This is a genomic window from Serratia sp. CMO1, assembly GCF_015689115.1.
Lineage (GTDB): Bacteria > Pseudomonadota > Gammaproteobacteria > Enterobacterales > Enterobacteriaceae > Serratia > Serratia marcescens.
Genome location: NZ_CP065032.1, coordinates 2,620,258 through 2,639,566 on the forward strand (window position 1 = coordinate 2,620,258; position 19,309 = coordinate 2,639,566).

Here is a 19,309-nt window from a genome sequence, read left to right on the forward strand (position 1 = left end):
TTCACGCCGGGCGCGCCAATATTTCCAGGATAGTCTGCAATTCCTCGGACAGCTGATGCCGCCGCCAGACGAAATAGAGATCGCTCACGCCCTCCTCGCCCATTTCCACCACCTTCAGCCCCGGCGCCGGCAAGATCAGCGGCAGCAACGAGCCGGGCACGCAGGCGACGCCGCAACCATCCTTCACGCAGGCTGCCATCGCGGCATAAGATTCCATTTCCAGCGTCATGCGCGGTTTCAGCCCGCGCGAGGCCAGCCAGTGATCGACCTTCAGCCGGAACGAGCACTCGCGGCTGAACGTGTAAAACTCCAGCGGCGCCAGCGTGGCGGCGTCGGGTTGCCCGACATCCGCCGGCATCAGCAGCACCAGCCGTTCGTCAAACGCCTTTTGGCTGGCCAGCAGCGGATGCTCAATCGGGCCGTCGGTGATCGCCAGATCGAGATCGCTGTCGATCAACATGCGTTCCAGCACCAGCGAGTCGCGGCTCAGCACGTTGATGTGCAAATGGGGCTGTAAACGGCGCAGCCGGGCGATGCGCGCCGGCAAGTGACTGACCAGCGAAAAATCCAGCGCCCCGAGGTTCAGCAGCCCATGCTGTTGCTCGCCGGCGAACAGCTGTTTGCTGCGCTCGGCCTGCGCCACGATGTCGCGCGCCTGCTGGTAGAACAGCCGGCCTTTGGGATTCACGTACAGCCGGTTCTTGTCGCGGAAAAACAGCTCGCCGCCCAGCGACTCTTCCAGCTCGCGCAGCCGCAGCGTGACGTTGGAAGGCACGCAGTGCAGCTCACGGGCGGCGGCGGCGATGGTTTTGTGTTCCACCACGGTGCAGAAAAACTTCAGCTGGCTCAGCTTCATCTATCCTTCACTTTTAGTTAGCGTTTTACTTAAAAACAATCACTTTAGATTAGCATCGATTTCACCTACAGTCTGTCGACACCCTGAGGAGGATCACTGATGCCACTGAATGACTTACTGACGCTGCCCGGCGTGGCGGCCCAACCGGATACGGTAACCGACGGTTACGTGTTCAACCACACCATGATCCGCGTGAAAGACCTGACCAAAGCGTTGGATTTCTATACGCGCGTGCTGGGCTTTACCCCGGTCTATCTGGAAGAGTTCAAAGAAGCCGCCTTCACCATCTGCTACCTGACGCGCAGCCCGCGCGAGCAGATCCCGCAGGATGACGACGAACGCAAACGCTGGGCGCTGAGCCAGCCGGGCATTCTCGAGCTGACCCATAACCACGGCACCGAAAATCAGGCGGATTTCCATTACCACAACGGCAACGGCGAGCCGCGCGGCTTTGGCCACCTGTGCGTCACGGTGCCGGACGTGCGCGCCGCCTGCGAGCGGTTTGAGCGCCTGGGCGTCACCTTCCAGAAACGCCTGCATGAAGGCCGCATGAACTACGTGGCGTTCATTCGCGATCCGGACGATTACTGGATTGAAATCCTGCAGCCGACGCCGCTGCGGGACTGATTGTCCCACGCCTTTCACCCCGGCCTGCGCGCCGGGGTTTTTCATCGTTCGCCCTTCGATTGACCATTCTTGCGCAAAATCGCGCGGCAACGCGGGGTTCCGTGACGTTAGGCTTGCTCGCAGCGGGTGATTCGCGTAAAACTGTCAGCCGCAAATCTTGCCACTCACAACCCATTCACTGGACGATATGTTTCAAGATAACCCGCTGCTGGCGCAGCTTAAACAGCAACTTCACTCTCAGACCCCGCGCGTTGAAGGCGTCGTGAAAGGGACTGAGAAAGGCTTTGGCTTTCTTGAAGTAGACGGTCAAAAAAGCTACTTCATTCCACCGCCGTACATGAAGAAAGTCATGCACGGGGATCGCATTATCGCCACCCTGCACACCGAGAAAGAGCGCGAAATCGCCGAGCCGGAAACCCTGGTCGAACCGTTCCTGTCGCGCTTCGTCGGCCGCGTGCAAAAGCGCGACGATCGCCTGTCCATCGTGCCCGATCATCCGTTGCTGAAAGAGGCGATTCCGTGCCGCCCGGTGCGTGAACTGACCCACAACTTCCAGGCCGGCGACTGGGCGGTGGCGGAAATGCGCCGTCATCCGCTGAAAGGCGATCGCGGCTTCAACGCCGACCTGACCCAGTTTATCACCGACGGTGAAGACCATTTCGCCCCGTGGTGGGTGACGCTGGCGCGTCACAATCTGGAAAAAGAGGCGCCGGAGATGCAGGCTCTCAGCGAGCCGGACGCTGCGCTGGTGCGTGAAGATCTGACCGCGCTCGAATTCGTCACCATCGACAGCGCCAGCACCGAAGACATGGACGATGCGCTGTACGTGACCGACAACGGTGACGGTTCGCTGCAGTTGACCATCGCCATCGCCGATCCGACCGCTTATGTCGAGCAAGGCAGCAAGCTGGACGATATCGCCCGCGTGCGCGCCTTCACCAACTATCTGCCGGGCTTCAACATCCCGATGCTGCCGCGCGATCTGTCGGACAACCTGTGCTCGCTGCGCCCTAACGAGCGCCGTCAGGTGCTGGCTTGCCGCGTGACCATCGCCGCCGACGGCGCGCTGGGCGAAGATATTCAGTTCTTCGCCGCCGAGATCGAATCCAAAGCCAAACTGGTGTACGACGAAGTCTCCGACTGGCTGGACGGCATTGCCGGCTGGCAACCGCCGAGCGACGCCATCGCGCAACAGATCACCCTGCTGAAACGCGTTTGCGACGCGCGTAACGCCTGGCGCCACCAGCATGCGCTGGTATTCAAAGATCGCCCGGACTACCGCTTCGTATTGGGTGAAAAAGGCGACGTGCTGGAGATCGTTACCGAGCAGCGCCGCAGCGCCAACCGTATTGTTGAAGAATGCATGATCGCCGCCAACGTCTGCGCCGCCATCGTGCTGCGCGATCGCCTGGGCTTCGGCGTGTACAACGTGCACACCGGTTTCGATCCTGCGCTGGTTGAGCAAGCGGTCACCGTACTGCAGGCCAACGGCGTCGAAGCCGAAGCCGAGAAGCTGCTGACCCTCGACGGTTTCTGCGAATTGCGCCGCCACCTGGACGCGCAGCCGACCCAGTTCCTCGACAGCCGCATCCGCCGCTTCCAGACCTTCGCCGAGATCAGCACTACGCCGGGGCCACACTTTGGTCTGGGTCTGGAGGCTTACGCCACCTGGACATCGCCGATCCGTAAATACTGCGATATGGTCAACCACCGCCTGCTGAAGGCGATCATCAACCAGCAGTCGGCGGAAAAACCGCAGGATGACGTGACGGTGCAGCTGGCGGAGCGCCGCCGCCTGAACCGCATGGCGGAACGCGACGTCGGCGACTGGCTGTACGCCCGCTTCCTGCAGGACAAGGCCGGCACCGATACCCGCTTCAACGCCGAGATTATCGACGTAACCCGTGGCGGCCTGCGTGTGCGCCTGCTGGACAACGGCGCGGTTGCCTTCATCCCGGCGCCGTTCATTCACGCAGTGCGTGACGAGATGCAGTGCAGCCAGGAAACCGGCACCGTGCAGATCAAAGGTGAAGTGGTTTACCGCCAAAGCGACACCTTGCAGGTCACCATCGCTGAAGTGCGCATGGAAACCCGCAGCGTGATCGCCCGCCCTGCGGTCTGACGGTAGGATAGCGTGCGGTAACAAGCGTCAAGCGCCGGCGGTGAAAACCGCCGGCGCTTTTTTTGCCCCGCGTCTGCTAGCGCAGCGGATCGCCGCCGGTTTCACGCAACAGCGGCAACGCGGCCAGCGAGATCAGCGTCGCCAACATCAGATAGCCGGCGGGCGCCAGCAGCGAACCGCTGAGTGCGATCGACTGTGAAGCGATGTATTGGGCAAAGCCGCCGAAGATTGCGACGCCAAGGCTATAAACCAACGCAAACCCCAGCGCGCGCACGCGCTGCGGAAACAGCTCGGAAATCACCAACAGCGTAGGAACAGACCCCAACGTCGTTAGCCCAACCATCAGCGCAACCACGCTCAGCAACACCGCCGGATACGGCGCCACCGTCAGCAACCAGAAAACCGGCAACGCCAGCAGCAAAATGGCGATCCGCGCCCAGCGGATCAGCGGCAGACGGCCATAGCGATCGCACCAGCCCCCAACCAGCAAACTGCCGCCGAAAGTGATGATCCCGGCCAGCAGCATCGCGGCATAGCCGTAAGTCTGCGCCATGCCCAGATACTTCACCGCAAAGGTACCGAGATAATACATAGAAATGTACGTGGCAACCGTGGCGCCGATGGTCAACATCACGCCGAGTACCACCGCTCGCGAGTGCCGGCGCAGCTGCGCAGGCGGCTCCTGAGTGCGCGGCATCGGCGGACGGTCGCTTTCCAGCCCGAGGCGCAGCCAGCAACCGAGCGGAGCAAGCGCCACGCCGATAAAGAAAGGAATGCGCCACCCCCATTCAGCCATCGCGTTCGGTTCGCCCGAAAGCAGCGGCAGCGCGGCGCTCAACCCCAGCGCTGTCACACCGCCAATCACGCTGGCGATACCCTGCGTCGCCAGTGACCAGCTGGAATAGAAGCCGCGCCGATTAGGCGGCGCCGACTCCACCAGCAACGACATCGACGCCCCCACCTCTCCACCCGCCGCCACACCCTGGATAAGGCGCGCCGCCACCAGCGTGACGGTTCCCCAATAGCCGGCGCTGGCGTAGGTCGGCGCAAAACCGATCATCGCCGTACCCAGGCTCATCAACGAAATCGTCAGGATCATCGCCGGTTTGCGGCCGCGGCGATCGGCATAGGCGCCGATCAAAATACCGCCCAGAGGCCGCATAATAAAACTGACGCCGAACGTGGCGAACGCCAGCAGCAACGCCAGATTAGGATCGCTCGACGGCGGAAAGAACAGCACACTAATATAAATGACGAAGAAGTTATAAATGCCGAAGTCGAAAAATTCCAGCGCATTACCGAAGGAGGCGGCAAATATCACTTTCTTGCCGCCCGCCTTCGACGGCGTGTTTATTTCTGATTGCGTCACCGCCGTATTTTCACTCATTATTATCTTCCCTGTTATTATTTTTCTGACTTATTTTAAATACGCTTCCGCCAGCGCGCCCCAATAATGGCTGCCCGCCGCCAGGCATTCATCGTTAAAGTCATATCCCGGGTTATGCACCATACAGCTTCCTTCACCGTCGCCATTGCCGATCAGCAGATAGCACCCCCGCGGCTGCGCCTCAAGCATGAAGGTGAAATCTTCGCTGCCCATCAGCGGCTTAGCGCCGTAGTGCGCGCGCGCGGCACCAAACTGCTGCTGCGCCACCTGATGCGCGAAGCGCGTCATAGCCTCATCGTTAACCAATACCGGAGCGCCGTTGATGTGGTTCACGATTGCCGTGGCGCCGAAGCTTTGCGCCTGCGCCTGAATCAGCGCAGGAATGCGCGTTAACAGCGTTGTTCGCCACTCGCGCCCCAGCGATCGCACGCTAAGCCGCATTTCCGCGCTGTCCGGGATAACATTGGCCGCCTCACCGGCCTTAATGCTGCCGACGGTGATCACCGCCGCCTCCAGCGGATCGGTATTACGCGAGACGATGCTTTGCAGCGCGACGACGATATGCGAGGCCACCAGCACCGGATCGACGGTCAGATGCGGCATAGCGCCGTGCCCACCGCAGCCTTGCACGGTAACGACGAATTGGTCCGTCGAAGCCATAAAGGCGCCGTGACGGAAGAAAAACTCGCCCACCGGCAGACCCGGCATGTTGTGCATGGCGAAGATGGCGTCACAGGGAAAGCGTTCGAATAACCCTTGCTCCACCATCAACGCGCCGCCGCCCAGCGTCTCTTCCGCCGGCTGAAAAATCAGATGCAGCGTGCCATTGAAGCGGCGGGTTTGCGCCAGGTAACGCGCAGCGCCGAGCAACATGGTGGTATGGCCGTCGTGGCCGCAACCGTGCATGCGGTTGGGCACGCTGCTGCTCCAGGATTTGCCGTTGTTTTCTTCGATCGGCAGCGCATCCATATCGGCGCGCAGCCCGAGACGCTTCGCACCGGCGCCCGCTCGCAGCGTACCGACGACGCCGGTGCCCGCCAATCCGCGGTGCACCTCATACCCCCACGAACTCAGATAATCCGCCACCAAATCGCTGGTACGAAACTCCTCGAAGCCAAGCTCCGGGTGCTGGTGAATATCATGACGAATCGCCGTGAGCTGCGGTAAATACCCTTCAATAACTTTATTTATCATAATTAAATCCCTTTTCTTTCCCTATTATTTATTTAATGAATGAATAAACAGGCGGATGAAAATAAAGGTATAACACGATGCGTGCCATTTTATTCCGGCACACCTCTACAGATGAAATAATAAGCCGACAAACGCCGCACCCAGATAAAAAACGGCGATGATTCGCTGCATGCGCAGTAAAAGTGCAGAATGAAAATCTGTTCGGAAATGCGTGGGCGGCAGCCTGCGCCAACGGCGTTTCATCGCCTTGTTTTTACACCAAAACCCCACCTGCTTCACATTTCTCATCCGACCTGCCGCGGTTCAGCGGCAAAACTTCTACTGTTAAAACGTCATCCCTAATAACAACGTCAATTTCTACCTCTGTACGCCAAGGAGTTGTTTCATGAAAAACATCAGGTCCGGACTTATCTGGCTGCTGGTGGCGTTGGTCGGCGCTTTCGCCTTCGCCATGCTGGCGCTCAGCCGCGGCGAACACGTCAACGCCGTCTGGCTGGTGGTCGCCGCCGTCGCCTGCTACAGCATCGCCTACCGCTTCTACAGCCGGTTCATCGCCGACAAGGTCTTTGAACTGGATGACCGCCGTCTTACCCCGGCCGAACGCCACAACGACGGCCTGGACTACGTGCCCACCAACAAATGGGTGCTGTTCGGCCACCACTTCGCCGCCATCGCCGGCGCCGGGCCACTGGTGGGGCCCATCCTGGCCGCGCAGATGGGCTTCCTGCCGGGGACCATCTGGATCCTGGTCGGCGTTATGTTGGCCGGCGCGGTGCAGGATTTTCTGGTGCTGTTCATCTCCACCCGCCGCGACGGACGTTCGCTGGGGGAGATGGCCAAGCAAGAGCTGGGGGCGTTCGCCGGGGTGATTACCATGCTCGGCGCGCTGGGGGTGATGATCATCATCCTGTCGGCGCTGGCGCTGGTGGTGGTGAAGGCGCTGGCCGACAGCCCGTGGGGGTTGTTCACCATCGCCGCCACCATCCCGATCGCGCTGTTCATGGGCGTCTACATGCGCTTTATCCGGCCGGGCAAAATCGCTGAAATCTCAGTGATCGGCTTCGTGCTGATGCTGCTGGCGATCGTTTACGGCGGCAACGTGGCGCAAGATCCCTACTGGGGGCCGTTCTTCACGCTGCACGGCACCACCCTGACCTGGGTGCTGGTGATCTACGGCTTCGTCGCCTCGGTGCTGCCGGTGTGGCTACTGCTGGCGCCGCGCGACTACCTTTCGACCTTTATGAAGATCGGCGTCATCATCGGTCTGGCCATCGGCATCGTCTTCGCCATGCCGGAGATGAAAATGCCGGCGGTTTCGCGCTTTATCGACGGCAGCGGCCCGGTGTTCGCCGGCGCCCTGTTCCCATTCCTGTTCATCACCATCGCCTGCGGCGCCATTTCCGGCTTCCACGCGCTGGTTTCCAGCGGCACCACGCCCAAACTGGTGGAGCGCGAAAGCCACATTCGCTTTATCGGTTACGGCGCCATGCTGATGGAGTCTTTCGTCGCCATCATGGCGCTGATCTGCGCCTCGGTGCTGGATCCGGGCGTTTACTTCGCCATGAACTCGCCGGCGGCGCTGATCGGCACCACGGTGGAAAATGCTTCGCAGGTCATTAACAGCTGGGGCTTTATCGTCACACCGGAAACGCTGGCGCTGATCGCCAAAGAGGTGGGTGAGAATTCGATACTGTCGCGCGCCGGCGGCGCCCCGACCTTCGCCGTGGGCATGGCGCACATCATCAGTGAGGTGTTCAACAGCCGGGCGATGATGGCGTTCTGGTACCACTTCGCCATTCTGTTCGAAGCGCTGTTCATCCTGACCGCCGTCGACGCCGGCACCCGCGCCTGCCGCTTTATGGTGCAGGATCTGGTAGGCGTGGCGGTGCCGCAGTTGGCCAACAACCGCTCCTGGTTCGGCAACCTGGCGGGCACCACGGTGGCGGTAGCCGGCTGGGGCTTCTTCGTGTATCAAGGCGTGGTCGATCCGCTCGGCGGCATCAATACCCTGTGGCCGCTGTTCGGCATCGGCAACCAGATGCTGGCGTCGATGGCGCTGATCCTCGGCACCGTGGTGCTGTTCAAGATGAAGAAGCAGCGCTACGCCTGGGTCACCATTCTGCCGACCGCCTGGCTGTTCGTAACCTCCATGACCGCCGGCTGGCAGAAGATCTTCCATGAAAAACCGAGTATCGGTTTCCTGGCGCAGGCGAAGAAATTTTCAACCGGCATCGAGCAAGGCACGATCATTGCGCCGGCCAAGTCGCTGAAGGACATGGAGACCATCGTGTTCAGCAACCAGATCAACGCCGCGCTGTGCGGGTTCTTTATGCTGGTGGCGGTGACCATGCTGATCGCCGCCTTCTTCGCGATCCGCAGGGCGCTGCGTTCCGAACAACCGACGGCGCACGAGGTGAGCGCCGCGCTGCGGGAGGAGACCGGCCGCGGCTAAACGAACCGAGCATCAAGCAAGGGCGCCGCGGCGCCCTTTTTACTGGCTTTAGCCTAACAGCGTCGAGCCGAACGCCCCCTGCCAATCCTGCTCGAACTTCTCGACCGCGGCCTGTACGGCCGGCGCATTCAGGAACTGCTCCGCCACGTCCACCGGCAGCGTGATGGCCTGACAGCCCGCGAGCAAGCACTCCAGCGCCTGGCGCGGCGTTTTGAAGCTGGCGGCCAGCACCTGCGCCGACGGCGCATGCAGGCTCAACAGCTGCTGCAGCTCGTGCACCATTTCGATGCCGTCGCCGCCCTGCGCGTCCACGCGGTTGACGTAAGGCGCCACATATTCCGCACCGGCCAATGCCGCCAACAGCCCTTGCCCGGCGCCGTATACCGCCGTGCCCAGCGTCGGGATGGACATCGTTTTGAGTTTCTTGATCGCCGCCAACCCTTCGGCGGTTGCCGGGATCTTGACCACCAACCCCGGTACCCGCTGGCTGAGCAGCGCCGCCTCCGCCACCATACGTTCCGCATCGGCCGCCATCACCTGCGCAAACAGCTTGCCGGTGCCGCCGAGGGCGTCGCGCAGCGCGGGCAGCACTTCCCAGATCGGCTTGCCTTCCTTCGCCACGATGCTCGGGTTGGTGGTGACGCCGTGCAGCGGCAGAATGCGCGCCAGGCGTTTTACCGCGGTCACATCGGCGGTATCGAGATAAAGCTCCATCACGGACTCCTGTGTCATGTTCTGTGGGCGGACTCAAACTCTGATCATCATAGGGCAAAAAAACTGCCAACCTTTGATCAAAATCAATTCAACTTTCATTCGAAACACCTTTAATGGCGAAAGATTCAGCAACGCCAAACGGGTGACTCATGTTCTTCAATCTGCAGCGCTACTCGACCCATGACGGCCCCGGCATCCGCAGCGTGGTCTTTTTAAAAGGCTGCCCGCTGAGCTGCCGCTGGTGTCAGAACCCGGAAAGCCGCTCGCGCCATGCAGACCTGCTGTTTGACGAACGCCTGTGCCTGAGCGGCTGCACGCTGTGCGCCGAGCGCTGCCCGCAAGGCCTGCAGCGTGACGAAGAGGCGTTGACGCTGCAGCGTGAAGTCATCAGCGCAAACGACTACGCGGCGCTGGCCGCCGCCTGCCCGACCGGCGCGCTCAGCCTGTGCGGCAGCCCGGTCAACCCCGACGATATCATGGCCGAGGTGATGCGGGATAAGCCTTTCTACCTGCGCAGCGGCGGCGGTTTAACGCTGTCCGGCGGCGAACCCTTTATGCAGCCGGAGGTTGCAGCGGAACTGCTACGGCGCGGCCGCGAAGCCGGCATCCACACCGCCGTCGAATCCTGCCTGCACGTTCCATGGCGTTACATCGCGCCTTCGCTGCCGTGGCTGGATCTGCTGTTGGCCGATCTCAAACACACCGACGAAGCGCGCTTTAGAGCCTGGACCGGCGGCTCCGCCCGCCGGGTGATGAACAATTTCCGCCGGCTGGCGGCGCACGGCGTGCCAATGACCGTGCGCGTGCCGCTGATCCCCGATTTCAACGCCGATCGTCGCTCTGTCCGTGCGATCGTCGACTTCGCCGCCGACGAGATCGGCGTGTCGGAGATCCACTTTCTGCCGTACCACACGCTGGGCATCAACAAGTACCACCTGCTCGGCGAGCCCTACCGTGCCGCCCGCACGCCGCTGGACGCGCCCGATCTGCTGGCCTTCGCCGAAGACTATGCCGGCGCCAAAGGCCTGACCGCCATTTTGCGAGGATAACGCCATGACCACGTTGGATTTGACCACCCTCAGCGCCCGCATTCAGGCGCATAAGAACGCGCTGATTCACATCGTCAAACCGCCGGTGTGCACCGAACGAGCACAGCACTATACCGAAGCCTATCAACAGCATCAGGACAAGCCGCTGCCGGTGCGCCGCGCGCTGGCGCTGGCTAACCACCTGGCGAAACGCACCATCTGGATCGCCAACGACGAGTTGATCGTCGGCAACCAGGCCAGCGAACTGCGCGCCGCGCCGATCTTCCCCGAATACACCGTCGGCTGGATAGAAAACGAAATAGACCAGTTGGCCGACCGGCCGGGCGCCGGTTTTTCGGTCAGCGAAGAGAACAAGGCGATTTTGCATCGCCTGTGCCCCTGGTGGCGCGGCCAAACGGTGCAGGATCGCTGCTACGGCATGTTCACCGACGAGCAAAAAGCGCTGCTGGCCACCGGCATCATCAAGGCCGAGGGCAACATGACCTCCGGCGATGCTCACCTGGCGGTCAACTTCCCGCTGTTGCTGGCGCTAGGTCTCGACGGCCTGCGTGAAAAAGTGAACGCGCGCCGCAGCCGCCTGCGCCTGACCGAGTGGGAAGACCTGCACAAAGCACAGTTTCTCAACGCTATCGACATCGTGCTGGCGGCGCTGAGCGAACACATCCTGCGCTTCGCCCGCCTGGCGCGCGACATGGCGCAAAACGAACCGCGCACTGGCCGGCGTACCGAGCTGCTGGCCATCGCGGATAACTGTGAACAGATCGCCCATCGCCCGCCGCAAACCTTCTGGCAGGCGCTGCAGCTGTGCTATTTCATCCAGCTGACGTTGCAGATCGAATCCAACGGCCATTCGGTTTCCTTTGGCCGCCTCGATCAATACCTCTATCCCTGGTATCGGCGTGACGTGGAGCTGGAGCAAAAGCTGGCGCGAGAAGACGCCATCGAGCTGTTGCACAGCTGCTGGCTGAAGCTGCTGGAGGTCAACAAGATCCGCTCCGGCTCGCATTCCAAGGCTTCCGCCGGCAGCCCGCTGTACCAGAACGTCACCATCGGCGGACAGAAGCTGATCGACGGCCGGCCGTGCGATGCGGTCAACCCGCTGTCCTACGCCATTCTCGAGTCCTGCGGCCGCCTGCGCTCCACCCAGCCCAACCTCAGCGTGCGTTACCATGCCGGGATGAGCGCCGACTTCCTCGACGCCTGCGTGCAGGTGATCCGCTGCGGTTTCGGCATGCCGGCGTTCAACAACGACGAAATCGTCATTCCCGAATTCATCAAGCTGGGGGTTGAGCCGCAAGACGCCTACGACTACGCCGCCATTGGCTGCATCGAGACCGCCGTCGGCGGCAAATGGGGCTATCGTTGCACCGGCATGAGCTTCATCAACTTCGCCCGCGTGCTGCTGGCAGCGCTGGAACAGGGCCGTGACGCCACCTCCGGGCAAATATTCATGCCGCAGGAACAAGCGCTGTCCAAAGGAAACTTCGTCGATTTCGAGCAGGTCTTAGCCACCTGGGATCGGCAAATCCGCTACTACACGCGCAAGTCGATCGAGATCGAATGCGTGGTGGACAGCGTGCTGGAAGAGAATGCCCACGATATCCTCTGTTCCGCGCTGGTGGATGACTGCATCGAACGCGGTAAAAGCATCAAGCAAGGCGGCGCCAAATACGATTGGGTTTCCGGCCTGCAGGTCGGCATCGCCAACCTGGGCAACAGCCTGGCGGCGGTGCGCAAACTGGTGTTCGACCAGGGGGCGATCGGCCAGCAGCAGCTGGCGACCGCGCTGGCCGACGACTTCGCCGGGCTGGATGGCGAGCAGCTGCGCCAGCGGCTGCTCAACGCCGCGCCCAAATACGGCAACGATGTGGACGAGGTCGATCGGCTGCTGGTGCGCGCCTACCAAACCTATATCGAAGAACTGAAGCAGTATCGCAACACCCGCTTCGGCCGCGGGCCGATCGGCGGCGGTTACTACGCCGGCACCTCGTCGATTTCGGCCAACGTGCCCTTCGGCGCCGCCACTCTGGCCACGCCCGATGGACGTAAGGCGCACGCGCCACTGGCGGAAGGCGCCAGTCCGGCGTCCGGCACCGACCACCTGGGGCCGACGGCGGTGTTCAATTCGCTCGCCAAGTTGCCGACCGAGGCGATCCTCGGCGGCGTGCTGCTCAACCAAAAGCTGAACCCGGCGACGCTGGACAACCCGCGCGATCGGGAAAAGCTGATGCTGATGTTGCGCACCTTCTTCGAGAGCTACCGCGGCTGGCATGTGCAGTACAACATCGTGTCGCGCGAAACGCTGCTGGCGGCGAAGCAACACCCTGACCAATATCGTGATTTAGTGGTTCGCGTAGCTGGCTATTCCGCCTTCTTTACCGCATTATCCCCTGAGGCGCAGGATGATATTATTGCGCGCACAGAACATACTCTTTAAACCTTTGACTCTTAGCGGCCGCGCCTTGGCGGCCGCATCATCAGGCCGATATGAATTTACGACAACAGACCATATTGCAGTTGGTTAACGATCGCCGGCGGATCAGCGTCAATGAGCTGGCGCGCGCCTCGGGCGTCTCGGAAGTCACCATCCGGCAGGATCTCAACCTGCTGGAAAAGCGCAGTTATCTGAAGCGGGTGCACGGCTCCGCCGTGGCGTTGGAGAGTGATGACGTCGACGCCCGCATGATGTCCAATTTCACCCTCAAGCAGCGGCTGGCGCAATACGCCGCCGCGCAGGTCAACGACGGCGAGACGATCTTTATCGAGAGCGGCAGCGCCAACGCCCTGCTGGCGCGCTACATCGCCGAACGCAAGCGCATTACGCTGATCACCGTCAGCCACTACATCGCCAACCTGCTGAAAGAAACCGACTGCGACGTGATTGTGCTGGGCGGCATGTACCAGAAGAAAAGCGAGACCGTGGTCGGCCCGCTCACGCGGCTGTGCATTCAGCAGGTGCATTTCAACAAGGCGTTTATCGGCATTGACGGCTTTCAGGCCGAAACCGGCTTTACCGGCCGCGACATGATGCGCGCCGACGTGGTCAGCGCGGTGCTGGCCAAGGGCGTGGAGAATATCGTGCTGACGGATTCCAGCAAATTCGGCCAGATCCAGCCTAACCCGCTGGCGCAGCCGGGGCAAATCAGCCGGGTGATCACCGATTCGCGTTTGGCGCTGGAGTATCAGCATCAGCTGAAACGTCAGGGCGTACAGGTGGAATTGGTCAACGAATAACGCAGATCACCGCCGCACCGCGCGGGCCACGCCGCGCGTCTTTCCCCTTGCACCGCAGGATTTTAAGACTATTTACCTGTTTATCCTTCCCGAGAAACCTATACTCAGTTTCGGCGACTTTTGGGCCGTAACCTGCTAATTATTCGGCCGTTAACAAAAAATGCCATTTTTTATATCGATACTGTACGGGAATCAACAGCAGGCCTGATTTATGGTTAACGCCTATACTTATAGGGCACTTCCATATAGCCAATGCTAAGGAGAAGTCATTATGATGATTATCAATAAACGTTTCGCCACCGCCGCTCTGGCACTGACTCTGGCGTTTTCACTCAGTGCCTGTTCCAACATGTCCAAACGCGATCGCAACACCGCTATCGGTGCCGGCGCAGGTGCAGTCGGCGGCGCAGTGCTGACAGACGGCAGCGCGTTGGGTACGCTGGGCGGGGCTGCGGTAGGGGGCATTATCGGTCACCAGGTTGGTAAATAACCTGACCGAGCGCCCTCGGCCGACAGGCTGGCAAAAGCGCTTTGGCGCTTTGACGTATTAACCAATAACGATGATTTCAGGTCTGTTTTACTTTAAGTCTATGGTTCTTTTGCCGTTAACGGGCTAATCCCCGGCAGCAACAACCTCAAGCCATGCCACGGCATTGCACCGCGGCATGGCGATTCACCTCAACCGCCCGCCAGTTTGACCTTCATGCCTTTGGCTTCCAGCAGTTGCTTGAGCAGATCGCGTTTATCGCCCTGGATCTCGATGACCCCGTCTTTCACCGAACCGCCGCAGCCGCATTTCTTTTTCAGCTCGGCCGCCAGTTTGTCGAGCGCAACATCATCCAGATCGACGCCGGCGATCAGGCATACGCCCTTCCCCTTGCGGCCGCTGGTCTGACGCTGGATGCGCACGATGCCGTCGCCCTTGGCGCGTTGCGGTTTAACCTCTTCCTGCTTGATGCGGCCGGTGTCCGTGGAATACACCAGGCGGCTGTTATCGTCATTCATCGGCGGTTCCTCAGGCCAAAGAGGCGCGGATCGCGCGCAGCGTCGCGGCCGGATCGGCAGATTGGGTGATCGGACGCCCAATCACCATGTAGTCCACGCCGGCGGCCTGCGCCTGCACCGGCGTCATAATACGGCGCTGATCGCCCGCCGCGCTGCCTTCTGGGCGGATCCCCGGCGTAACCAGTTGGAAAGCCTGCCCGCAGGCCGCCTTCAGCCGCTGCGCTTCGTGTGCCGAACACACCACGCCGTCCAGCCCGCAGTCGCGGGTCAGACGCGCCAAGCGCTCGGCGTGTTCCGCCGGGCTGGCCTCAATGCCGATGCCGCGCAGGTCTTCTGCTTCCATGCTGGTCAACACCGTCACGGCAATCAACAGCGGCGCATCCGCCCCGAATGACGCCAGCGCTTCTTTAGCGGCGGTCATCATGCGCGCGCCGCCGCTGGCATGGACGTTGACCATCCAAACGCCCAGTTCGGCCGCCGCCGCGACCGCATGCGCGGTGGTATTGGGAATATCGTGGAATTTCAGGTCAAGAAATACGTCGAAGCCGCGCCCATGCAGATCGCGCACCAATTGCGGCCCAAACAGCGTGAACATTTCTTTGCCCACTTTCAGCCGGCAGTCTTGCGGATCGATACGGTCGGCGAACGCCAGCGCGGCGTTCTTATCGGCGTAATCTAACGCCACAACGATTGGAGATGATTTTAAGTCATTGTTATTAGTGTTATTTTCAGACTTCATTTCTTCTACCTTCTGTAAAATAGACATAATCAGGGACTCACCCGCGAAACTGACCGCCGCATTCTACATGCCGAAGGCCAGAAATCCCAGCCGCAGCGCGCACCGGCGCTCTGTCATGTTACCGCTCACCTTTGTCATGGCGCGTCAACGAAAGCGCGTTAGCGATAAACCACGCAGCGTAAAACGCCGTAAAGATGCGTAAATTGTTGATCAGATATTTTGAATGAATTACTCAGCATTATCAGATTTTCAATCGACGTAGATGCTTTATTATTCAACCCATCGGAAGCGAATGGCTTCCTTCCTAAATAAACAGACTGGAGTCACCTATGAAAACCATCAAATATTTTGCAACCGCTGCCGCTATCGCACTGACCTCTTTCGCCACTTTCGCCGCTGAACCGATCAATAGCCAGCAGGCCGATAACCTGACCGCCACCGGCATCGTTTCCGCAGGCCACGCGACCACCCTCAGCAGCCTGGAAAAAAAGCTGGCCGCTAAAGCCGACGCTCAGGGCGCCAGTAGCTACCGCATCATCTCCGCCGGCGGTAACAACATGCTGAGCGGCACCGCGATCATCTACAAATAATGTTTCCGGTACAGGGCCCGCACGCTCGGGCCCTGCCTCTGTTTCTCGCCTAAAAAAACCCGCGTTTGCCCCGCCCTCATTTGTTACATAAATATTAAATTTTTATTACACACTAGACACCCGATCGCCAGTGGCTTAGCTTGAAGGCATCTTCCTGCAGAAAGGCTTTCAAAATGAGCGAGATATCGACACTTACCATTAAAATTCCTCTGGAACTCAAGGAAAAAATCCGCGCCGCCGCCGCTGAAAACGAATTTTCGTTGAGCGTGGAAGTGTGCCAGCGCCTGGAAAGCAGTTTCAGCGCGCCCGCCACCAAAGCAGAAAAACCGGCCAAAAAGGCGGATGACCTGCACCACGGCGAGATCGACAATCAAAGCACCGAAGAAGAAATTGAACAGCCGCTGAGCCAGAAAGAGCTGAAGAAACTCCGCCAGCTGTTGAAAACCGGCGCCAAAGGCGGCAAGAAAAAATAAGCGACGAACAGACGAACATAAAAAACGGGGCGATAAATCGCCCCGTTTTGTTTTGTCGCCCCGCCGCATTATTGGCCGTCCAGACCGCGGATCGGTTTAACCGATGACCAGGCGCGGCACGACGGGCAATGCCAATAGAGCGAGTGCGCGGTGAAGCCGCATTTGTGGCAGCGGTAACGCGGCTTGGTGCGAATTTGCTCGCCGACCATATCGCGCAACAGCAGCAGACTCTCTTTCGCCCGGCCGTCTTCGGCGTCCGCCAGGTGATAATCCATCAGCCGGTAAAACACCCGCATGGTCGGATGGCGTTGCAGCTGGCGGTTGATATAGACCTGCACCACGTCGCGCCCTTCGTGCTGCTCGATAATCTCGGCCAGCATCAGATCGGCGGTGGCGCCGGTATTCTCTTCCACGCAGCGCTTCAGGAATTCAGCCCAGTTGTGCTGTTGTTCCGGCAGATGCGTGTAGCATTCCTGCAGCATCGGCAGCGTCTCGCTGACCAACTCTTTATCCTGGCTCAGAACGCGTTGCAGCGACTCTGCCGCTTTGGCGTAGTCGTTTTGCGCCATGTAGATGCGCCCGAACATGATGGACACGCGCGCACACTGTTTATCGGCGGCGGCCGCCCGTTTGAGCAGGCTCATCGCCCGATCGAGATCGTCGCTGCCCATCGCCTGCAGCGCCAACTCACAGTAAAAGTGCGCGATCTCGACGCGTTGCTTCTCTTTGCCCAGCTTGACCAGCTTTTCCGCCACGTCGATCGCTTTCTGCCAGTCGCTGGTCGCCTGATGGATCACCAGCAGTTGCTGCAGCGCCGAGACGCGAAAATCCGCTTCGTCAGTCAACTGGCTGAACATGTCTTCCGCGCGATCGTACAGCCCGGCCGCCATATAGTCGCGGCCCAGTTGCTGCACCGCCAGCAGGCGCTGTTCGAAGGTCAGAGAGGCGCTTTCCATCAAGGCCTGATGGATGCGGATGGCGCGGTCGACTTCGCCGCGCGAGCGGAACAGGTTACCCAGCGTCAGGTGGGCTTCAACGGTGTTGCTGTCCTCTTTCAACATGTCGAGGAACAGATCGACCGCCTTGTCCTGCTGGTTGGAAAGCAGAAAGTTCACCCCTGCCACATATTCGCGCGACAGGCGGTTGGCTTCTTGCTGTTTATCCTGCTGAGCGCTTCTGCGCCCCATGTACCAACCGTACGCGGCAGCCACGGGCAGCAACAGAAACAGCAGTTCTAACATAGAGGATTATTCCTTGCTGACAACAGGCTGAGCCGCCGGTTCTGCGGGCTGCTCAAGCTGCAGCTCCAGCCTTTTGATTTTGCGCTCGGCGCGACCCAGCGCAATACGCGTACGCAGGTAGAACAGGCCGCAAATGATCCAGCCGAGAACGAAACCGGCGCCAAACAGCGTGGCCAACAGGGTCGATACGCGATAATCCCCCTGCGCAACCAGATAGTTAAAATTGACCACCTGATCGTTATGCGCACCCAAGGTGACGGAAATCACGAAGATCACCAGAACCAACAAAAAAATCAGCAAATATTTCACATTCTTTCCCGCGATGCCGAGTGAATCGGATAAACGATGCCAAAATGTGGCGTCCCTAACCCTTAAGTTAGCATTTCCCGCTGCGGCAGGGAAACCCTGCCGCACGATAAAACCACATATCTGCTGGCATATTCGGCAGTAAACGGTCTTAGCGAACAAATTGATGAGAAAGCTTCTCAAAACGTCGAATTTATAAGGATATGGGGGCAACCGGGCGAATTGCAATGGCAGGAAAATGTAAGCGGTTAATGCGGCACCGGTCCGATGCCGCCTATTTTGTGACGCGGTCACATATCGATCATATCTCCGGCTTGCGCGCCGCGATTTCCTGCTGCTCTTTTGGCGGCGGCGTCAGCGGACCGAACCAGCGCTGCGCCAGCCAGCAGGTGATCACCACCAGCAGCCAACTGATCAGCGTAGCCATCGCCAGATCGCGCGGCCAGTGCATGCCCAGCAGCAGACGGCTGCCCATCACCCCCGTTGCCCACACCATCAGCAGCGCGACGGTTTTATAATGGCGGCGCGGCCACAGCAATCCTACGCCCAGCAGCGCCCAAGTGGCGGCGAACATCGTATGCCCCGACGGGAAAGCGAAGCCGGTTTCAAACTGCCAGTGCTTGCGCAGCCAGTTCGGCACCAGCGTCTGGTCTTGCAGTTGCTCGCGCACCAGCGCGCTGCGCTCTTTACGATGCAGCGAATAGAAATATTTTCCGTCCACGCCGTGGGTTTGCTCGAGCCATACCACAAACGGCCGCGGTTCTTGCACCCGATCCTTGATCAACGACTTGACCCCCTGCCCAATCACCAACGCGGCGGAAAGCAGGATCGCCAGACCGATGGCCGCTTTCAGCCGAAAGCGCAGGCACCACAAAAACCAACCGCAAAGGATAGCGCTGGTCAGAATGCCCCACGGCGAGGTCACGGTTTCGGTCACCCAGAACAGCGCTTTGAGCAGCCGTTCATTGCCGCCGGGCTGCCAATGCCAGCCGGATGCCCATACGACCAGCGGCATCAACAGCAGCAGCAGCGCGCCGCCCGCCGTACGTTTTGCTATCTCATACATTCCCGTTTTCCTCTGCGTGAATCAGGCTGCAGTGTAACAAGAGTGCAATATTGATAACACGCGAAAAATTAAACAGATAGGAAACCTATCGCAATAATAGGTGGCCAGAAAACGCCATCTGCTGGTTTGCTGAGCACCGCCCGGCAAGAAGTTGTGGCAAAATAGCCGATAATTAACGAAATAGAGATCGGCGTAGCACGTTTTAGTCTTGGTCAATTTACTGAACCGGACTTAGGATGCGCGACAATGATTGA

The 19,309-nt window shown here is 60.0% G+C and carries 18 protein-coding genes; 9 read left to right on the top strand and 9 right to left on the bottom strand.

The window, feature by feature from the left end:
- Nucleotide 1: 1 nt before the first annotated feature.
- Complete coding sequence (locus tag IT763_RS12470) at nucleotides 2–856, bottom strand: LysR family transcriptional regulator (RefSeq protein ID WP_033640155.1); 855 nt, start codon at nucleotides 854–856, stop codon at nucleotides 2–4.
- A 99-nt stretch (nucleotides 857–955) separates the two neighbouring features.
- Here IT763_RS12470 and gloA point away from each other — a divergent pair, with 99 nt between their 5' ends.
- Nucleotides 956–1,483, top strand: a complete 528-nt coding sequence (gloA, locus tag IT763_RS12475) for a lactoylglutathione lyase (RefSeq protein WP_016927543.1) — start codon at nucleotides 956–958, stop codon at nucleotides 1,481–1,483.
- A 187-nt stretch (nucleotides 1,484–1,670) separates the two neighbouring features.
- A complete protein-coding gene (locus IT763_RS12480; protein WP_206194758.1) occupies nucleotides 1,671–3,605 on the top strand; it encodes an exoribonuclease II in 1,935 nt (644 codons plus the stop codon).
- Between the two features lie 76 nt (nucleotides 3,606–3,681).
- On the opposite strand, the gene IT763_RS12485 is transcribed toward IT763_RS12480, so the two are convergent.
- Together IT763_RS12485 and IT763_RS12490 are read right to left on the bottom strand one after the other, a co-directional pair.
- A complete protein-coding gene (locus tag IT763_RS12485) occupies nucleotides 3,682–4,992 on the bottom strand; it encodes an MFS transporter (protein WP_049299387.1) in 1,311 nt (436 codons plus the stop codon).
- A gap of 30 nt (nucleotides 4,993–5,022) precedes the next feature.
- Nucleotides 5,023–6,186: a M20 aminoacylase family protein gene (locus IT763_RS12490; RefSeq protein WP_206194759.1), complete on the bottom strand. Its 1,164-nt coding sequence runs from the start codon at nucleotides 6,184–6,186 to the stop codon at nucleotides 5,023–5,025.
- A 385-nt stretch (nucleotides 6,187–6,571) separates the two neighbouring features.
- Here IT763_RS12490 and IT763_RS12495 point away from each other — a divergent pair, with 385 nt between their 5' ends.
- The gene (locus tag IT763_RS12495) at nucleotides 6,572–8,638 is read left to right on the top strand and encodes a carbon starvation CstA family protein (protein WP_049299390.1); all 2,067 of its coding nucleotides are present in this window, start codon (nucleotides 6,572–6,574) and stop codon (nucleotides 8,636–8,638) included.
- 48 nt (nucleotides 8,639–8,686) lie between these two features.
- On the opposite strand, the gene fsa is transcribed toward IT763_RS12495, so the two are convergent.
- Nucleotides 8,687–9,352: a fructose-6-phosphate aldolase gene (gene fsa / locus IT763_RS12500; protein WP_015378028.1), complete on the bottom strand. Its 666-nt coding sequence runs from the start codon at nucleotides 9,350–9,352 to the stop codon at nucleotides 8,687–8,689.
- Between the two features lie 149 nt (nucleotides 9,353–9,501).
- Between fsa and IT763_RS12505 the strand changes: the two genes are divergently transcribed.
- The 4 genes from IT763_RS12505 to osmB all read left to right on the top strand — a co-directional run bounded on the left by IT763_RS12505 (nucleotide 9,502) and on the right by osmB (nucleotide 14,125).
- The gene (locus IT763_RS12505; protein WP_049299393.1) at nucleotides 9,502–10,401 is read left to right on the top strand and encodes a glycyl-radical enzyme activating protein; all 900 of its coding nucleotides are present in this window, start codon (nucleotides 9,502–9,504) and stop codon (nucleotides 10,399–10,401) included.
- 4 nt (nucleotides 10,402–10,405) lie between these two features.
- Nucleotides 10,406–12,838, top strand: a complete 2,433-nt coding sequence (locus tag IT763_RS12510) for a formate C-acetyltransferase/glycerol dehydratase family glycyl radical enzyme (protein WP_049299395.1) — start codon at nucleotides 10,406–10,408, stop codon at nucleotides 12,836–12,838.
- A gap of 50 nt (nucleotides 12,839–12,888) precedes the next feature.
- Complete coding sequence (locus tag IT763_RS12515) at nucleotides 12,889–13,635, top strand: DNA-binding transcriptional regulator YciT (protein WP_004930631.1); 747 nt, start codon at nucleotides 12,889–12,891, stop codon at nucleotides 13,633–13,635.
- Nucleotides 13,636–13,906: 271 nt separating this feature from the next.
- Nucleotides 13,907–14,125, top strand: coding sequence for an osmotically-inducible lipoprotein OsmB (osmB, locus tag IT763_RS12520; protein ID WP_004945176.1), 219 nt, complete (start codon nucleotides 13,907–13,909; stop codon nucleotides 14,123–14,125).
- 188 nt (nucleotides 14,126–14,313) lie between these two features.
- On the opposite strand, the gene yciH is transcribed toward osmB, so the two are convergent.
- Together yciH and pyrF are read right to left on the bottom strand one after the other, a co-directional pair.
- Nucleotides 14,314–14,640: a stress response translation initiation inhibitor YciH gene (yciH, locus tag IT763_RS12525; RefSeq protein ID WP_049299396.1), complete on the bottom strand. Its 327-nt coding sequence runs from the start codon at nucleotides 14,638–14,640 to the stop codon at nucleotides 14,314–14,316.
- A 10-nt stretch (nucleotides 14,641–14,650) separates the two neighbouring features.
- Nucleotides 14,651–15,379: an orotidine-5'-phosphate decarboxylase gene (pyrF, locus tag IT763_RS12530; RefSeq protein WP_028127463.1), complete on the bottom strand. Its 729-nt coding sequence runs from the start codon at nucleotides 15,377–15,379 to the stop codon at nucleotides 14,651–14,653.
- Nucleotides 15,380–15,708: 329 nt separating this feature from the next.
- Here pyrF and IT763_RS12535 point away from each other — a divergent pair, with 329 nt between their 5' ends.
- Together IT763_RS12535 and IT763_RS12540 are read left to right on the top strand one after the other, a co-directional pair.
- Nucleotides 15,709–15,969, top strand: a complete 261-nt coding sequence (locus tag IT763_RS12535; protein ID WP_016927533.1) for a YdgH/BhsA/McbA-like domain containing protein — start codon at nucleotides 15,709–15,711, stop codon at nucleotides 15,967–15,969.
- A gap of 173 nt (nucleotides 15,970–16,142) precedes the next feature.
- Complete coding sequence (locus IT763_RS12540; protein ID WP_004930644.1) at nucleotides 16,143–16,442, top strand: Arc family DNA-binding protein; 300 nt, start codon at nucleotides 16,143–16,145, stop codon at nucleotides 16,440–16,442.
- Nucleotides 16,443–16,510: 68 nt separating this feature from the next.
- Here IT763_RS12540 and lapB read toward each other — a convergent pair whose 3' ends face one another.
- The 3 genes from lapB to pgpB all read right to left on the bottom strand — a co-directional run bounded on the left by lapB (nucleotide 16,511) and on the right by pgpB (nucleotide 19,055).
- Nucleotides 16,511–17,683 (bottom strand): lipopolysaccharide assembly protein LapB, encoded by a 1,173-nt coding sequence (gene lapB / locus IT763_RS12545; RefSeq protein ID WP_016927532.1) that lies wholly within the window; start codon nucleotides 17,681–17,683, stop codon nucleotides 16,511–16,513.
- Nucleotides 17,684–17,689: 6 nt separating this feature from the next.
- On the bottom strand, nucleotides 17,690–17,992 hold the full coding sequence (locus tag IT763_RS12550; protein ID WP_004930650.1) for a LapA family protein: 303 nt from the start codon (nucleotides 17,990–17,992) through the stop codon (nucleotides 17,690–17,692).
- A gap of 298 nt (nucleotides 17,993–18,290) precedes the next feature.
- Nucleotides 18,291–19,055 (bottom strand): phosphatidylglycerophosphatase B, encoded by a 765-nt coding sequence (pgpB, locus tag IT763_RS12555; RefSeq protein ID WP_197758325.1) that lies wholly within the window; start codon nucleotides 19,053–19,055, stop codon nucleotides 18,291–18,293.
- Between the last annotated feature and the right edge of the window lie 254 nt (nucleotides 19,056–19,309).

What these genes read in the sequence shown, in the direction of transcription:
- IT763_RS12470 (WP_033640155.1), bottom strand. Translation starts at nt 856, where the DNA reads ATGAAGCTGAGCCAGCTGAAGTTTTTCTGCACCGTGGTGGAACACAAA.
- gloA (WP_016927543.1), top strand. Translation starts at nt 956, where the DNA reads ATGCCACTGAATGACTTACTGACGCTGCCCGGCGTGGCGGCCCAACCG.
- IT763_RS12480 (WP_206194758.1), top strand. Translation starts at nt 1,671, where the DNA reads ATGTTTCAAGATAACCCGCTGCTGGCGCAGCTTAAACAGCAACTTCAC.
- IT763_RS12485 (WP_049299387.1), bottom strand. Translation starts at nt 4,992, where the DNA reads ATGAGTGAAAATACGGCGGTGACGCAATCAGAAATAAACACGCCGTCG.
- IT763_RS12490 (WP_206194759.1), bottom strand. Translation starts at nt 6,186, where the DNA reads ATGATAAATAAAGTTATTGAAGGGTATTTACCGCAGCTCACGGCGATT.
- IT763_RS12495 (WP_049299390.1), top strand. Translation starts at nt 6,572, where the DNA reads ATGAAAAACATCAGGTCCGGACTTATCTGGCTGCTGGTGGCGTTGGTC.
- fsa (WP_015378028.1), bottom strand. Translation starts at nt 9,352, where the DNA reads ATGGAGCTTTATCTCGATACCGCCGATGTGACCGCGGTAAAACGCCTG.
- IT763_RS12505 (WP_049299393.1), top strand. Translation starts at nt 9,502, where the DNA reads ATGTTCTTCAATCTGCAGCGCTACTCGACCCATGACGGCCCCGGCATC.
- IT763_RS12510 (WP_049299395.1), top strand. Translation starts at nt 10,406, where the DNA reads ATGACCACGTTGGATTTGACCACCCTCAGCGCCCGCATTCAGGCGCAT.
- IT763_RS12515 (WP_004930631.1), top strand. Translation starts at nt 12,889, where the DNA reads ATGAATTTACGACAACAGACCATATTGCAGTTGGTTAACGATCGCCGG.
- osmB (WP_004945176.1), top strand. Translation starts at nt 13,907, where the DNA reads ATGATGATTATCAATAAACGTTTCGCCACCGCCGCTCTGGCACTGACT.
- yciH (WP_049299396.1), bottom strand. Translation starts at nt 14,640, where the DNA reads ATGAATGACGATAACAGCCGCCTGGTGTATTCCACGGACACCGGCCGC.
- pyrF (WP_028127463.1), bottom strand. Translation starts at nt 15,379, where the DNA reads ATGAAGTCTGAAAATAACACTAATAACAATGACTTAAAATCATCTCCA.
- IT763_RS12535 (WP_016927533.1), top strand. Translation starts at nt 15,709, where the DNA reads ATGAAAACCATCAAATATTTTGCAACCGCTGCCGCTATCGCACTGACC.
- IT763_RS12540 (WP_004930644.1), top strand. Translation starts at nt 16,143, where the DNA reads ATGAGCGAGATATCGACACTTACCATTAAAATTCCTCTGGAACTCAAG.
- lapB (WP_016927532.1), bottom strand. Translation starts at nt 17,683, where the DNA reads ATGTTAGAACTGCTGTTTCTGTTGCTGCCCGTGGCTGCCGCGTACGGT.
- pgpB (WP_197758325.1), bottom strand. Translation starts at nt 19,055, where the DNA reads ATGTATGAGATAGCAAAACGTACGGCGGGCGGCGCGCTGCTGCTGCTG.